At 35.7% G+C, this 15,768-nt stretch carries 12 protein-coding genes; 9 read left to right on the top strand and 3 right to left on the bottom strand.

Annotated features, from left to right (window positions below):
- Positions 1 to 149 precede the first annotated feature (149 nt).
- Together araJ and ychF are read left to right on the top strand one after the other, a co-directional pair.
- Positions 150 to 1,322: an MFS transporter AraJ gene (gene araJ, locus BN2628_RS11045; protein WP_044226999.1), complete on the top strand. Its 1,173-nt coding sequence runs from the start codon at positions 150 to 152 to the stop codon at positions 1,320 to 1,322.
- A 138-nt stretch (positions 1,323 to 1,460) separates the two neighbouring features.
- Positions 1,461 to 2,564: a redox-regulated ATPase YchF gene (ychF, locus tag BN2628_RS11040; RefSeq protein ID WP_044226645.1), complete on the top strand. Its 1,104-nt coding sequence runs from the start codon at positions 1,461 to 1,463 to the stop codon at positions 2,562 to 2,564.
- Positions 2,565 to 2,601: 37 nt separating this feature from the next.
- Here the strand turns inward: ychF and BN2628_RS11035 are convergent, their stop codons facing one another.
- Together BN2628_RS11035 and BN2628_RS11030 are read right to left on the bottom strand one after the other, a co-directional pair.
- A complete protein-coding gene (locus tag BN2628_RS11035; protein WP_044226642.1) occupies positions 2,602 to 3,315 on the bottom strand; it encodes a DUF6250 domain-containing protein in 714 nt (237 codons plus the stop codon).
- Entirely contained in the window at positions 3,312 to 3,695 is a 384-nt protein-coding gene (locus BN2628_RS11030; protein ID WP_157256088.1) for a PH domain-containing protein, read from the bottom strand. Before BN2628_RS11030 ends, BN2628_RS11035 begins: the two co-directional genes overlap by 4 nt.
- Positions 3,696 to 3,840: 145 nt before the next feature.
- Between BN2628_RS11030 and nadB the strand changes: the two genes are divergently transcribed.
- Complete coding sequence (gene nadB, locus BN2628_RS11025) at positions 3,841 to 5,415, top strand: L-aspartate oxidase (protein WP_044226639.1); 1,575 nt, start codon at positions 3,841 to 3,843, stop codon at positions 5,413 to 5,415.
- An 85-nt stretch (positions 5,416 to 5,500) separates the two neighbouring features.
- Here the strand turns inward: nadB and rbr are convergent, their stop codons facing one another.
- Positions 5,501 to 6,076: a rubrerythrin gene (gene rbr, locus BN2628_RS11020; protein WP_021931732.1), complete on the bottom strand. Its 576-nt coding sequence runs from the start codon at positions 6,074 to 6,076 to the stop codon at positions 5,501 to 5,503.
- A 245-nt stretch (positions 6,077 to 6,321) separates the two neighbouring features.
- Here rbr and BN2628_RS11015 point away from each other — a divergent pair, with 245 nt between their 5' ends.
- From BN2628_RS11015 to BN2628_RS10990, 6 genes are all read left to right on the top strand, one after another.
- Positions 6,322 to 6,873 (top strand): sigma-70 family RNA polymerase sigma factor, encoded by a 552-nt coding sequence (locus tag BN2628_RS11015; RefSeq protein ID WP_044226637.1) that lies wholly within the window; start codon positions 6,322 to 6,324, stop codon positions 6,871 to 6,873.
- Positions 6,874 to 7,032: 159 nt separating this feature from the next.
- On the top strand, positions 7,033 to 8,199 hold the full coding sequence (locus BN2628_RS11010) for a FecR family protein (protein WP_044226634.1): 1,167 nt from the start codon (positions 7,033 to 7,035) through the stop codon (positions 8,197 to 8,199).
- 139 nt (positions 8,200 to 8,338) lie between these two features.
- Complete coding sequence (locus BN2628_RS11005; RefSeq protein ID WP_082002225.1) at positions 8,339 to 11,728, top strand: SusC/RagA family TonB-linked outer membrane protein; 3,390 nt, start codon at positions 8,339 to 8,341, stop codon at positions 11,726 to 11,728.
- Positions 11,729 to 11,743: 15 nt separating this feature from the next.
- Positions 11,744 to 13,222 (top strand): RagB/SusD family nutrient uptake outer membrane protein, encoded by a 1,479-nt coding sequence (locus tag BN2628_RS11000; protein WP_044226628.1) that lies wholly within the window; start codon positions 11,744 to 11,746, stop codon positions 13,220 to 13,222.
- Between the two features lie 19 nt (positions 13,223 to 13,241).
- Complete coding sequence (locus BN2628_RS10995) at positions 13,242 to 14,006, top strand: DUF4843 domain-containing protein (RefSeq protein ID WP_044226625.1); 765 nt, start codon at positions 13,242 to 13,244, stop codon at positions 14,004 to 14,006.
- A 12-nt stretch (positions 14,007 to 14,018) separates the two neighbouring features.
- A complete protein-coding gene (locus BN2628_RS10990) occupies positions 14,019 to 15,695 on the top strand; it encodes a PKD-like family lipoprotein (RefSeq protein ID WP_044226992.1) in 1,677 nt (558 codons plus the stop codon).
- The last annotated feature ends 73 nt before the right edge of the window (positions 15,696 to 15,768 follow it).

Below are 15,768 nucleotides of genomic sequence, written 5' to 3'. Positions count from 1 at the left end.
TAACACAAAATCTCTACACTAAGTTCGCAAACAGGAACTATTATGCTCCACCAACTCCATTACAATAATTAAAAATGCTCAATTATTATATCTTCCAGAACTTTTTCTTTTCAAAAACTATTAATTTTGCCGGCCAAAAGAAAAATTTTATGAAGAAAAGTCTTATTGCATTGGCATTCGGGACCTTAGGATTAGGCATTGCCGAATTTGTCATGATGGGCATCCTTCCAGACATAGCCTCTGATTTAAACATCAGTATAGCTCAAGCCGGACATTTAATTTCAGCCTATGCCCTAGGTGTATGTGTCGGAGCTCCTATGCTCATTCTTGCTCGAAAACACCCGTTAAAATACATTTTATTAGTATTGACAAACATCATAATGATAGGAAATATCTGTGCAGCTTTATCTCCAAACTACATTTTTATGATATTTGCCCGTTTCATTTCAGGATTGCCACACGGTGCTTATTTCGGTGTTGCATCCATTGTAGCAGAAAAACTAGCAGACAAAGGGAAAGGCTCTGAAGCCGTATCTATTATGGTTGCAGGAATGACTATTGCCAATTTATTCGGAGTTCCTTTAGGAACCTCCTTAAGTACAGCTATTTCTTGGCGAATGACGTTTTTATTGGTCGGATTTTGGGGAATTATCATTTTCTATTACATCTGGCGTTGGGTTCCTGAAGTTGAAAATATTAAAGATACAGGATTCAAAGGTCAATTCCGTTTTCTAAAATCTCCTGCACCTTGGCTCCTTATCTTCGCGACCATGTTAGGTAACGGAGGCGTATTCTGTTGGTATAGTTATATAAATCCGTTACTGACCAATGTCGCAGGCTTCTCTCCTCACAGTATTACACTACTAATGGTCTTTGCAGGATTTGGAATGGTAGTAGGAAACCTAATGGGAGGCAAATTTTCAGACCATTATACACCCGGACGTGCAGCAGCTTTTGCTCAAGGTTGTATCTGTATTATACTATTACTTATTTTTTTGCTATCAAATATATCCTGGCTTGCTGTTTTATTGATGTGCCTATGTACAACATGCTTATTTGCTTTGTCCAGTCCTCAACAAATTTTGCTTATCAGGCACTCAAAAGGCGGAGAAATGTTAGGTGCAGCCAGTGTACAAGTAGCATTTAATTTAGGAAATGCCATCGGTGCATACTGTGGAGGATTACCTCTTCAAGCCGGTATGGGATATCAGTATCCAGCACTAGTGGGAGCGCCATTTGCCCTTATAGGATTTACTTTACTAACCATATTTTATCGAAAATACGAAAAAAAACTTAAAATTTTAAACATAGGAAACTATTAAAGTAAAGTATTAACCCAAAAGATACGGTTCAAATATTAAAAGATTGGCTATCTTTGCAGTCAAGAAATGAAAATTACAAAATATAATAAAACCGGACTCTCAAGTCTGAGTTTTTAACACAACCAAAATAAAATATAAATGGCATTACAATGTGGTATAGTAGGTTTGCCTAATGTAGGAAAATCCACTTTATTTAACTGTTTATCTAACGCAAAAGCTCAATCGGCAAATTTCCCTTTTTGCACGATAGAACCCAATGTAGGAGTAATTACTGTTCCCGACAACCGGCTCAACAAACTTGCCGAACTCGTAAATCCCCAACGCATTGTTCCGACCACTGTTGAAATTGTTGACATCGCAGGTTTAGTAAAAGGCGCCAGTAAAGGAGAAGGATTAGGAAACAAATTTCTTGCTAATATTCGTGAGACAGATGCAATATTACATGTACTAAGGTGTTTTGATGACGATAATATAACGCACGTAGATGGCAGTGTCAATCCGGTAAGAGATAAAGAAATCATCGACTTTGAACTCCAGTTAAAAGACCTTGAAACTATAAATAGCCGCATCGACAGGGTCCAAAAGCAAGCACAAACAGGTGGCGATAAAAATGCGAAACTGATGTATGAAGTATTACGGAAATACAAAGAAGCTCTTGAACAAGGAAAATCCGCCCGTACTGTCACTTTTGAAACAAAAGATGAACAGAAAATAGCCAAAGAATTGTTTCTTCTGACCAGTAAACCGGTCATGTATATCTGTAATGTAGATGAAAATAGTGCTGTAAACGGAAATCACTATGTTGAAGAAGTGCGAGAAGCTATAAAAGACGAAAATGCCGAAATACTAATAGTCGCTGCAAAAATAGAATCGGAAATTGCAGAATTTGAAACTTATGAAGAAAGACAAATGTTCTTGAATGAAATAGGATTAGAAGAATCTGGAGTATCCCGTTTGATACAAGCAGCTTATAAACTATTGAATCTTGAAACTTACTTCACTGCAGGACCTCAAGAAGTACGTGCCTGGACATATATTAAAGGCAGTAAAGCTCCCCAATGCGCAGGGATAATACACACAGACTTCGAGAAAGGGTTCATTCGTGCCGAAGTTATAAAATATGATGACTATATAGCATTAGGTTCAGAAACCGCTTGTAAAGAAGCAGGAAAAATGAATGTAGAAGGCAAAGATTACATCGTACAAGACGGTGATATCATGCATTTTAGATTCAATGTTTAATTTATAAAACGAGAGTGAAGTATGTTTCACTCTCGTTTTATAAATAATGGATTGTAAATCCCGTAATAGCAGCTCGATTTGAAAGAAGGCGAATACCGAAATATCCGTCTGAATAAAGTTCTTTATCCGTAAGTTCAAATAATTTCTCTCCATTTACTTCAAAAGAAGTTTTTCCTTTAGCTACAGTAATTATAACCTTATACCATCTATTGGGCTGTAACAAATGTTCAGCGTCAATATACTCCTGAATAAGAGGTTTAATTTTATTATTATCAACATTATAATATTTACCATAATATTTTCTAAAACGGGTAGTTGTATTATTATTACCCCCGTATCCGACATAATACATATTCAGAGAATTGTAACGGCTAAAAATTCCATGCCTCCAACCGGAGCGAGCGAAAAAATCATCCGGATTTAGAGGGTCCGTTGCAGCCCAAAAACAATTCATATCAGAGAGGCGCCCTCCCCCCTCTATTTGTAAAGAAATGAAATAAGATATTTGATACTCCCCCAAGAGTTTACGATTATACCACAAAGTTAGACCTGCAGGAGATTTTATAAAAAGAGTATCATGATGAAACTCAAAAACAGCAGAATCAGACTCATCCTCAACTACCCAAGAAGATAAACCCATATCAAAAGCATCCCGAATTTCCTGTTCAACCTTTCCATTCCTAACATTACAAGCCATGACCAAAGCTACCACACCTATTATTACTAATACCTTAATTTTTACACTTTTCATTTATAATCCTCCACAATTATTGACGGGTTTATTTTTTTCAACAAAATAATAAAAGCCTCTTTATCCCGGGGCGATACCTGTTCATGCCGTAATCGTCCACTATTCCACGTAATGACAAGACGATCAAACGAAATAGCATAACCCAATCGGGCATTCTTCGAATAACCAACCGACACTATATCGCTTATTTTTATCCGATAACGAGGAGCATACCCCGACTTTAAAAGAAGTGTTTCATCCGGCAGAACTATATACTCTGTATGTAACAACATGGATATGAGCCAGATATCAATTACTGCCATAATAACAGCCCAAATGATATACCTTTCCCATATAGCTATAAAAAAGAAAAAAGAGAAAAATAGGATCAGTACATACATCCACGATCCTATTTTTGATTTAAACGTACGTTGCATAAAATAGATTTTGGGTGCAAGATACAAAATTACCAGTTATTTTGTACTTTTGTCTTTTGGAAACATACAATATGACCTATAGCCATATTGTAATTGAAAATAAAGTAAAATGGTACACAAATTTGACTTTCTCGTTATCGGTTCGGGTATCGCCGGAATGAGTTTTGCTCTAAAAGTTGCCGAAAAAGGTAAAGTTGCCGTTATCTGTAAAACTGGGCTCGAAGAGGCGAACACATTTTATGCTCAAGGAGGAATTGCATCAGTCACAAATACTTTAGTCGATAATTTTGAGAAACATATCGAAGATACGATGATTGCTGGTGATTATATCAGTGACCGAGCTGCTGTTGAAAAAGTAGTACGAGAAGCTCCCGGACAAATAGAAGAATTGATAAGTTGGGGGGTCGATTTTGATAAAAATGAAAAAGGAGAATTTGATCTTCACAAAGAAGGTGGACATTCTGAATTTCGTATACTACATCATCGGGATAACACAGGTGCCGAAATACAAGACAGCCTTATCAGAGCCTTAAAAAAGCATCCGAAAATCAAAGTATTTGAAAACCATTTCGCTATAGAAATTATCACTCAACACCATTTAGGGATAGAAGTAAACAGACATTCTGATAATATCGAATGCTATGGCGCATACGTATTGGACGAAAAAACAAATCATATTCATACCTTCCTTTCCAAAACGACACTAATCGCAACAGGAGGTATTGGCAACGTATATAGTACAACAACAAACCCTCCAGTAGCCACCGGAGACGGTATCGCTATGGTATATCGTGCAAAAGGGGAAGTAAAAGATATGGAGTTTATTCAATTCCATCCTACGGCACTCTATAATCCCGGAGAACGCCCCAGTTTCCTTATAACGGAGGCTATGCGTGGATATGGAGCTGTACTAAAAACCAAAGATGGTAAAGAATTTATGCAAAAATATGACGACCGCCGTTCTTTAGCTCCTCGCGACATCGTAGCTCGTGCTATTGATAATGAAATGAAAATTAGGGGTGACGAATGTGTTTATCTTGACGTCACTCATAAAGATCCTGAAGAAACCAAAAAACATTTCCCCAATATCTATCAAAAATGTCTGACTTTAGGCATTGACATTACTAAAGATTTCATTCCTGTAGCACCTGCATGCCATTACCTTTGTGGAGGTATCAAAGTCGATTTGGACGCCCGCTCTTCCATAGAGCACCTATACGCTGTAGGAGAATGTTCCTGTACAGGGCTTCATGGAGCAAACAGATTGGCATCGAATTCACTCATCGAAGCCGTAGTATATGCCGATGCCGCAGCAAAGCATGCTGTAAAATCTCTACCTAACATAAAAATTAAAGAAGGAATACCTGACTGGAATGATGAAGGAACTTCCTTGCCAGAAGAAATGGTATTAATTACACAAAGCGTACGTGAAGTAGAGCAAATAATGTCGGCATATGTAGGTATTGTAAGATCTAATTTAAGATTAAAACGAGCCATGGATCGCCTCGAAATACTTTATCGGGAGACAGAAAATCTGTTTTCACGCTCGGTTGTTTCTCGAGAAATATGTGAACTTAGAAATCTCATAAATGTCGGTTACCTTATTATAAAACAAGCTATGGCCAGAAAAGAAAGCCGAGGATTGCATTACACAATAGACTATCCCAAAAAAAATAAAGACTAAAAATTTATATACTAAAATTCCATAGTTGGAAATCTTTACATCAAATTTCTAACTATGGAATTTTAGTATATTGAGATTACGAATTTTAATAATTATCACGCATCGGTTCAAAAAAAGCTTTTGGATGAAGACATGCCGGGCATTTTTCTGGAGGAGTTTTCCCTTCATACACAAACCCACAATTACGGCATTGCCATTTTATCGGCTCCTCTCGTTTAAAAATTGTATCATCTTTAAGACGAGATAACAATTTTCGATAACGCCATTCATGGAATTCCTCCACTTTCGCAATCATTTTAAATGCGACAGAAATATCTTTAAAGCCTTCATCCAATGCAATACCCGCAGAGTCCGTATACAAAGCCGACCATTCCAGCAATTCACCCTCAGCCGCTTCCAAAAGATTTTCTGCAGTTGTTCCTACTTTTCCGGCAGGATATTCAGCCGTTATAGAGACCATCCCCCCCTCCATAAAATCAAAAAAACGTTTTGCATGTTCTCGTTCCTGCTCTGCTGTCTCAAAAAATACTCCTGCAATTTCCTCATATCCCTCAAGCTTAGCTGTCTGAGAAAATAAATAATAGCGATTACGAGCCTGCGATTCACCGGCAAAAGCTTTTAACAGGTTCTGCTCTGTCAGCGTTCCTTTAATACTTTTCATATATCTGATTTATTTAAGAATTACAATTGAAACAACCGGTACAAAATAAATGTTCAAGCAAAACAGTCAAAATATCAGGAAAACAGATAAATTAGACTCAAAAAAAATCTTAGTCTAAACATACAATACCTTATTGAGGTTGGATAAATTTAATTTTTATATCTTTGTATCCGAAAAAGTTACAAAATGTTTATAAAATAGATAAATAACTTCGAAAACTTAATAAATATCTTTATTCCCAAAGAATGGCCAATCGCAATGCCCATATAATTGATTTAGGTAATATTCATGTTTTTCAACAAGAATATGAAGCCCACTTCACAGCATTAAAACATTTCGCCATGCAATACCATCCTGACGAAGAACAAGTCTGCGATCTTTTACAAGACATATGGATGAAGCTTTGGGAGAAAAAAGAAACATACATCAATGAAGCAAGCTTTAAGACTTATTTATATCGGACCGTTCGAAATAGAATGCTAAATTTTATACGGGACCAAAAGATAAACGAAGAAAGATTGAGTCAACTATCATTTGAAGAATCTGAAGACGCTATAATTAATAAAATTATAGAATCAGAAATATATGCGCTTATAAATGAAGCCTTCAGCGAACTGCCCGACTCCTGTAAACGTGTATACCTCGAAAGCCTGAAAGGAGCTTCACAAAAAGAGATTGCTGAAAAATTAAATATCTCAATCAACACGATAAAGAAACATATAAACAATGCTAATCATTATTTAAAAAAACGTTTAGAAAATATCTTATCTCTTCTTCTACTTCTCAAAGGCTATTGAGTTTTTTATGACGCAGCAGATATTTCTTTACTCAAAATCTTATCAATCTCTCCATCATAAGTAACAAAATCAAACAAAAACTCATATTATTTAAAAAAAAACGAACTTTTTGTAATACCTAATATACTTTTTAGTGTCTTTTATATAAAGACGTAAAAAATGGAATATTCAGATATTAATAAAGTAAAACAGCTTTTAATCAAAAAATTAACCGGACAGCTTTCTAAGGATGAAAAAAATGATTTAGAAGCATGGGAAAAATATTCCCCTGAAAACCAAAAATCTGCTCGAAAAATATCTACTTCTGAATTTCTTGAAAGAGCTATTTTAGATAATAATAAAAACTTACGTCAAAAATCATGGAATAATTTACATTCACAAATAAAAAAGAAATATCCTTTTAGGTCAAAATCTTTTATATGGGCACGTATCGCCGCTACAGTCATTCTATTAATCGGTATAGGTACAATTATTTATTTTTCTGTAAATCCTTCACAAAATACAGAACATACAGATACCTATACATTTCATCCAGGATGTAAAAATGCAATATTTCAATTCTCAAACGGAGAAAGTCTTGATTTAAAGGACTTATCTAATTTCACGATTGAAAAAGGAGATTATAAGCTAATCAGCCAAGAAGATACCCTCTATATAAAAAAAATCTACGAAGAAATTTACGAAGACACATATAACACAATCAAAGTTCCCCGTGGAGGAGAATATATTGTAAAACTTGATGACGAAACTGTAATATATCTTAATTCGGAATCTGAATTAAAAATTCCAACGGTATTTTCAAAAGAAAATCGTCACGCATATCTCAAGGGAGAAGCATATTTCAGTGTTACCCACGACAAAGAACACCCGTTTATCGTTGAAACATCTCAAATGAAAATAAAGGTTTTAGGGACAAAATTTAACATTCGATGCTACGACAACGAACCAGTCTGTGCAGCGACCCTTGTCGAAGGAGCTATAAACATAGAACATAAAAATAAATCCTACAAAGTTTTGCCCGGTAATCAAATATGTATAAACCAAGAAGGTTTGGTTTCAAATAAAGAAGTCGAAACTTATCTATACACAGCCTGGAAAGACGGAAGATTAGTATTTGAAAATGCCCCACTATCAACAATAATGAATGAATTGGGACGCTGGTATAATTTTGATGTCACATATAACGCTCCAGACATTGAAGATATGCATTTTACTATTGATGTCAAAAAATACGGTGATTTATCAAAAATCATATCCCTAATGGAAAAAATGAATAAAGTCAAATTTGGTTTTAAAAATCAATCTATCATTGTAGATAAAAAATAATATATAGTTTAATAATATGTATTCTAATTATATTAATTAACAGCCTATGATTAATGATGAAAATTAAATGTATGAAAATCTATTATGCTTAATTAAAAAAGTAACTAAACAGATTCCATGTAAAGAAAAGTAATGCGCTATGAGTAAATTATGTATTCGGCTACTTCACAAGATAGCCTTCATAGTCATATTGATAACTATGACTATCCCCGCGAATGCGGCCATAAACCAAGATGCAAAAATCAATCTACAACTACAAAATGCATCCATCAAGCAAGTATTTTCCGCTATAAAGAAACAGGCAAATGTCAGTTTCATGTATAGTAACGATGATGTTGCCAATCTTCCTCGTAAAAATTATAATTTAAGCAATGCCACCATCAAACAAGTATTAGATATTTGCTTAAAAGGGACAAACCTCATGTATGAATATACAGAAAATACAATCATAATACGTAAAAAGACAAGCAACAAAAATGTTCCATCCGGATCAATACAAGGAATTGTAAGAGACCCAGAAGGGCGTCCTCTACCTGGAGCCACAATCTTATTAGTCGGGTCTGTTAGAGGTACTTCTACCGACGCCAACGGACACTTTTCTCTATCCCTTAACGGACATGAAAATTTAGCTATTACCGTATCCTTTCTCGGTATGAAAAAACAGACTATATCTGTACACGGAGGTTCATACTATAACATCCTGATGGAAGCAGACGAACACACCACACAAGAGGTCGTCATCACGGGTTATGGAAACATTCGAAAATCCAGTTTTACAGGTAGTTCTACAACCGTAAAAAGAGACGAATTGATGAAAGTTTCACCCACAAATGTCATAAGTGCCTTACAGACATTTGACCCGTCATTCCGTATACAAACGAATGACCAATGGGGCTCTGACCCAAACTCTTTACCGGAAATGTATATCCGTGGACGATCAGGAATCGGAATAAAGGAATTGGACAAGGACCCTCTTACAAAGTCTAACCTACAAAATAATCCGAATCTCCCGACTTTTATTATGGACGGATTCCAAGTAAGCGTAGAAAAAGTTTATGACCTCGATCCATCCCGTATAGAAAGTATTACCATCTTAAAAGATGCTGCAGCTACTGCCATGTATGGGTCTCGTGCTGCCAATGGAGTTGTCGTTATTACAACAGTTGCGCCTCAACCAGGAGAAGTAAGAGTATCATACAATTTTACAGGGACCTTATCCATGCCCGATTTGTCAGACTACCGTTTAGCAAACGCTGCAGAAAAACTCGAGATAGAAAGGCTCAGTGGACTATTCGAGCCGGGAAATACAGTCGGGAACAGTGTGCCTTCTCACGCTGACGGTATGAATAAATACTATGAAAAATATGCTCAAATCGTAAAAGGAGTAGATACAGACTGGCTATCTTTACCTTTACGTAATGCATTTAATCACAAGCATAGTCTATATATCGAAGGTGGAAATCAAGACCTGCGTTATGGCATCGATGCCTCCTACAATAACGATAATGGAGTAATGAAAGATTCTTATCGTAATCGGTACAGTTTTGGGTTCTCAATCGACTATCGGTTGAGTAATCTTCAAGTAAAAAATTACGTATCTTACGGACATATGAAATCTCAAGAATCTCCTTATGGGGCATTCAGTGATTATTCCAAATTGCAACCTTATGATACACCGTATGAAGACAATGGGACACTCAAAAAGACTCTCCCCTTCTCTACTTCTGGAACCCGAACAGCGAATAACCCCCTTTATGAAGCGACATTACATAATTATGATTGGGACAGCTACGATGAATTTCTTGATAATCTAAGCTTCAACTGGTATATAAACTCTTACTGGACCATTAAAGGACAATTCAGTATCACCAAACAATTTATTAAAGGAGAGAAGTTTATCGACCCTCTATCTAATAAAGTATCGGTATTAGGAAGTTCTGAAGATGAGCACCTGGCAGGAGATTTATATACAGATAAAGGAGACGATCTCAGATGGAATACAAATGCTTTTTTATACTATACCCGAACTCTCAAAAAACATAACCTAAATTTCTCTTTAGGTGTAGAGGCCTCGTCAACAAATACGAGTAGTACAAGTGCACATTATAGAGGTTTCCCGTCGGGAGAATTTCACTCACTAAATTATGCTGCTGAAATCTATAAAAAACCAACAAAATCAGAAAATACAACTCGGTTATTCAGTACAATAGGAAGTCTAAACTATACCTATGACAATATCTATTTATTAGATGCAGCTGTTCGTTTTGACGGCTCTTCAGAATTTGGGTCTAACCAGAAATGGGCACCGTTCTTTTCTGGAGGTATAGGTCTTAACATCCATAATTACGAGTTTCTGAAAGGGAACCGATACATAAATCAATTAAAAATCCGAGGCTCCTATGGTAGAACTGGTAAAGTCAATTTTGCACCATACGCAGCAACCACAATGTATGAAGCCATGTTTGACGAATGGTACGTTACCGGATATGGAGTAACATTGAAAGCTCTGGGAAATAGAAATCTTTCTTGGGAAAAAACAGATAAATTCGATGTTGGTTTTGACTTCCAATTTTTCAATCAAAGATTGACTATTACAGGTGATTATTTTTATGAAAAAACGATTGACCTCATCAATGATGTTACCTTATCTACAACTTCCGGATTCAGCACTTACAAAAATAACCTTGGTGAAGTTGAAAACAAAGGTGTGGAATTCCAAATACGCGGAGATATCGTACAAACGAAAAATTGGAATTTGGCTTTATGGGGGAATTTATCTCATAACAAAAATAAAATCCTAAAAATTTCAGATTCACAGAAAGCATATAATGAACGAGTACAAAAATACTACGCTGAAGCAGAACAATACCAAAATACAGTAAATGCAAGCAGTGATAGTAAATACGCTATCCCTATTCCTCAATATGCTGAAGGAGGTTCTATTACTTCTATATGGGGGGTTCAATCTTTGGGTATAGACCCAACTACAGGAAAAGAACTTTTCCTCAATCGTGACGGTTCCGTTTCCTCTACATGGCAAGCTTCTCAACAAGTCGTATTAGGAAATACAGAACCTAAAGTACAAGGATCATTCGGATTCAATTTAGGTTATAGAAACTGGACCCTCTTTGCTTCATTCCTATATGAATGTGGCGGACAAGCATATAACCAGACATTGGTCGATAATGTAGAAAATGCCGATATAGCATATTCGAATGTTGACCTCCGTGTACTGACAGACCGCTGGCAAAAACCGGGAGATATCACTCAATTAAAGGATATTAAAGATCGTAATGCAACGACACTACCTTCTTCCCGTTTTGTCCAGACAAATAACCTTCTGAATATGAGTGCTCTTACATTAAGCTACGATTTTGAACGCAAATGGATACAAAAAATGCACATGAACATGCTAAGAATCGAAATCAGCACAAACGACCTGTTCTACATATCTACAGTAAAAAGAGAAAGAGGTCTTGACTATCCAAAAGCGTGGGATATAAATTTTGCTGTTAAAGTTCAATTTTAAAATTAAGGAAACAAGATGAAAATAAATAAAATCTTTATTATTGCCGGTTTATTAGGAAGCTCTCTGTTAAGCTCCTGTGACGACTGGCTCAATGTAATTCCTTCTGACCAAATCAAAGAAGAAGAACTTTTCAAAACTGGTAACGGTTTTCGCAATGCTCTTAACGGTGTATACCGGCAATTATCGATGAGAGAATTATATGGACGCAATCTCTCTTGGGGTATCATCGAATCCTTAGGCCAAGTATACGACTTGACTGTTGCCTCAGATGCTTCAACTAAGGATATGAAACGGCTATTAGACTACAAATACAAAGATAACGACGTTGTCTCTGTCACAGATGCCATGTGGGAAAAAGCATGGAATTCCATAGCCAATTGCAACAACATCATTCAAAATGTTCAAACCAAAGACAGTACACTGTTCTACGGAAGAAATCGAGAAAAAAATATGATTCTCGGAGAAGCAATAGCCCTTCGGGCATATATCCATCTCGACCTACTACGACTATATGCTCCAGCACCTTCGACACATCCTACAAATGTATATATTCCTTATGTTGATATATACCCATCATATATAAGCAATCGTAAGACAGTCGAAGAATGCCTAAGTCTGATTATTAGGGACCTGAAAGAAGCTCAATCCATTATGCAAATAGTAGATAAAAACTCAGGATTCAGTACTTCCAGCAGATTTGAAAACATAGCTTCAGGAGAAGAACGATTCCTCAACAGCCGGGGATATCGTATGAATTATTATGCCATCACAGGAATCTTGGCTCGTGCATATCTATATGCCCAAAAATATGATGAAGCATATACCGAAGCAATGAAAGTCATCAAGAAAAAAAGCAACTTCGCTTTTTCAGATTATTATGATATCGAATATGACGGTAATATGAAATTATATGGAGATGTAATCCTGGCTTTTTATAATACGGATTTAACAGATTGGGACCAAGAGGCCAATCACATAAACGACTCAAAAGAGGATTATGAGAAAACATTTATTGCAATCAATAATGTAGAATCTATTTTCGGAGAAGATTTAGAAGATGATTATCGTTCTAAATATCAAATGGAAGAAGTATATTATAGTTACCGAACATTGAAATACTATAAGCAAGGGCTTAGTTCCATAGTTTCCAGAACAAACAATAATCTCATCCCGGCACTACGCCTATCTGAAATGTATTATATCGCAGCAGAATCTATTTATGATAAAAATCCGGATGAAGCCCAATCATATCTCGACATTGTAAAAGAGGCTCGTGGGCTGGAAGCTTTAGATTACTCAACAGTCAATAGCAAAGACGATTTCATAAAACTGATAGTAAATGATGCCCGACGAGAATTTATAGGCGAAGGACAAATATTCTTTATGTACAAACGTCTAAATCAGCCTATACCTAAAACATCGACTACCAATGTATCTCCTACTAATGAGAATTATGTAATGCCTTTGCCTGATTCGGAAACAAATCTTAATTAAAGAATAAACCATAGAAATAATGAAAAAAATAATATTCATATTAGGATTAGTAGCTTCTCTTTATTCTTGTGAAGAGAAAGGCTTATTAACTAACGATAACCAAATCTCTTACGTGTCTTTTGCTTTGGATGCTACCAAAGACACCACAGTCACATCATTCGTTTTGTTTAAAGAACCGGAAGATGGCGGTGCCAAAGAAATTGATATAAAAATAGGAGTTACGGTAAACGGGAAGGTCAACCATGAAGATTTGGTATTCAATGTAAGCGCAGACCCTACGGTGACAACATTACCTTCTGACAAATATATTTTGCCAGAAAAATGCATTATCAAAGCCGGGCAATTTACCGATACCATAACGGTACACTTTATCAATTTTGATGAGTTGAAAACAAAAAATATGTTTTTAGGATTACGAGTAAATGAAACAGAAACGATAAAAAGAGGCAATCGAGAAAACTCAATTGCCGTTATTTCCGTAACCGACCGCATTTTCAAACCTGAGTGGTGGACTGTTCTCAACTTTAGAGACAGAGAAAATATAGCTGAAGCATTTTATCTGGGTTCCTATTCTGATAAAAAATATCTGATGTTCTTAGAAGAATTACAAAAAGACGGTGTAGAATTCGATGGAAAAGATACCTATATCCTTCGTAAATATTCTCTAAGATTAAAGAATACAATTAAAGAATTTAATGAAGATCCTGAAAATATAAAAAATGGACTCGTTCCCCTATGGGATGAAGAAAACAATGAAGCAATGCAAGTTCCTGTAGCCGGATAAAATATGAAAGATATGAAAAAGATAATATTATGGATTGTTCTGGTTATAACAGCCGGGACTATAACAAGTTGTTTAGACGATAACGACTTCAATTATATAGAAATCAATGATTTAAAAGAAGATGAAAACGGTGAAACCATTCAGAATTTTGACAGTGAATACTCTCCATTTCAGGGAGAAGAGCTCCTTCTGGCTCCAACATTTACATTCACTATTGACAGTATAAATCCTGATGTCAGTTACGAATGGTACATTAATGGAATCAAAACAGATGTTACTACCCCAACTTATCGTTTCTCATCGGATGTCATCGGAATTTATGAAGTAACTTTTACTATTGTCGATAACAAAACTGGAGTTAAGTTTTCGGCAAATACCAGAATCAATGTACAATCAGCATACGCTAAAGGATGGATGATTTTATCAGAAGGTGCCGATGGTAGTTCTCAACTTTCATTCGTAAAAATGAAAATAGCAACTAACGAAAATGGTAATGACTCTATCTACTATGTGGGAGAAGACCATGATTTTGTGCCAGGATTGGGTAGTGGCCCTCAAAAATTATTGGAAAATTTTAATTACGTAGACTATTATAATTTTGGAAACAGCGTTGTATTGAATGATGAAGTCATTGTAATGCAAAAAAACAAATGGGTAGAACTAAACGGAAACTCATTTACAAGAGAAATATATACAGAAGAAGAATTCATGGACGGAATGCCGGCAAATTGTGAACCTGAAAATGCCGTAATGACTTATACATCCAAATGCATTCGAGATAAAGAAGGTCGCTTATATTTCAATACAAAAGCCGCCATTAATGATTTCCATGCAGGAAAATATATGAGTGATCCTCTCTTTGGAGGGCAATTATTCAAAGAAATATATGCAACAAACAAAGCCACTTCAAAAGCTAAATATTTCTTGGCCTTGACCAAAGATGACAATTCGTTAGTAGGTATTGTAGATGATGGTCAGGCCAATAGTACCTCCGAACCTTATGATCCAACAATGAATATGAGTTCTAATCGACAAAATGGGAATCAAGTTCCGATAACGGAAACAGACGCCAGTAATCCGCAATTTAAGAATATTTCTTACAATATCATAAATATATTTCCGCATGTTATCGGGGAATCTAAGCCTTGTAATTGGGTAGCTATTTTAGAAAAAGGGGGACAATACTGGTTTAGGGATTTTACCTTGGAACTCGCTTATGGTAATGAAAAAATAAATATCAAGGCAGATAATATGAAGGTAGTTTCTTCCTCAATGTTCACGAATTACAAAGATGCTGTGGCTTTCCCTCATAAAAAATTTATGATGATTGCAAATGGTAACCAATTATGGTATTGCCCCTTTGAGGCTGGAAGTAATGGTACTGGACTGAAATTAAAGGACTTCCCTTCCGAAATAGCTTCTATCTCATATAAAGATATCGCTAAATATCCTTATAGTGGTTCTAAACCTGAGTATAACGGACATATAGGTATAGGATTGACTACTGGAGAGTTCTATATTTACGAAGTTATCGAAGAGAAAGACAAGAATAAAGTCCCAACCGGAATTGCAACCTTGAAACAGTTGTATCCGAATGAAAATACTGTAGACAGTAATTTTGGAAAAATAATCGACGTAGTATACAAATTTGGAACACTTTCAAATACAATCTCTTATAATATAAACTAAACCTGTTAATAATTCCAATCAATTACATCGGGTATAATTAATCATACCCGATGTAATTATCATTTGACAACAA

The organism is Gabonia massiliensis, from assembly GCF_001403595.1.
GTDB classification, from domain to species: domain Bacteria; phylum Bacteroidota; class Bacteroidia; order Bacteroidales; family Coprobacteraceae; genus Coprobacter; species Coprobacter secundus.
The sequence above is the reverse complement of the archived record's forward strand: the minus strand, read 5'-3'. Positions and strand labels throughout refer to the sequence as shown.

What these genes read in the sequence shown, in the direction of transcription:
- BN2628_RS11000 (WP_044226628.1), top strand. Translation starts at nt 11,744, where the DNA reads ATGAAAATAAATAAAATCTTTATTATTGCCGGTTTATTAGGAAGCTCT.
- BN2628_RS11035 (WP_044226642.1), bottom strand. Translation starts at nt 3,315, where the DNA reads ATGAAAAGTGTAAAAATTAAGGTATTAGTAATAATAGGTGTGGTAGCT.
- ychF (WP_044226645.1), top strand. Translation starts at nt 1,461, where the DNA reads ATGGCATTACAATGTGGTATAGTAGGTTTGCCTAATGTAGGAAAATCC.
- BN2628_RS10990 (WP_044226992.1), top strand. Translation starts at nt 14,019, where the DNA reads ATGAAAAAGATAATATTATGGATTGTTCTGGTTATAACAGCCGGGACT.
- BN2628_RS11015 (WP_044226637.1), top strand. Translation starts at nt 6,322, where the DNA reads ATGGCCAATCGCAATGCCCATATAATTGATTTAGGTAATATTCATGTT.
- BN2628_RS11005 (WP_082002225.1), top strand. Translation starts at nt 8,339, where the DNA reads ATGAGTAAATTATGTATTCGGCTACTTCACAAGATAGCCTTCATAGTC.
- BN2628_RS10995 (WP_044226625.1), top strand. Translation starts at nt 13,242, where the DNA reads ATGAAAAAAATAATATTCATATTAGGATTAGTAGCTTCTCTTTATTCT.
- BN2628_RS11030 (WP_157256088.1), bottom strand. Translation starts at nt 3,695, where the DNA reads ATGTATGTACTGATCCTATTTTTCTCTTTTTTCTTTTTTATAGCTATA.
- rbr (WP_021931732.1), bottom strand. Translation starts at nt 6,076, where the DNA reads ATGAAAAGTATTAAAGGAACGCTGACAGAGCAGAACCTGTTAAAAGCT.
- BN2628_RS11010 (WP_044226634.1), top strand. Translation starts at nt 7,033, where the DNA reads ATGGAATATTCAGATATTAATAAAGTAAAACAGCTTTTAATCAAAAAA.
- araJ (WP_044226999.1), top strand. Translation starts at nt 150, where the DNA reads ATGAAGAAAAGTCTTATTGCATTGGCATTCGGGACCTTAGGATTAGGC.
- nadB (WP_044226639.1), top strand. Translation starts at nt 3,841, where the DNA reads ATGGTACACAAATTTGACTTTCTCGTTATCGGTTCGGGTATCGCCGGA.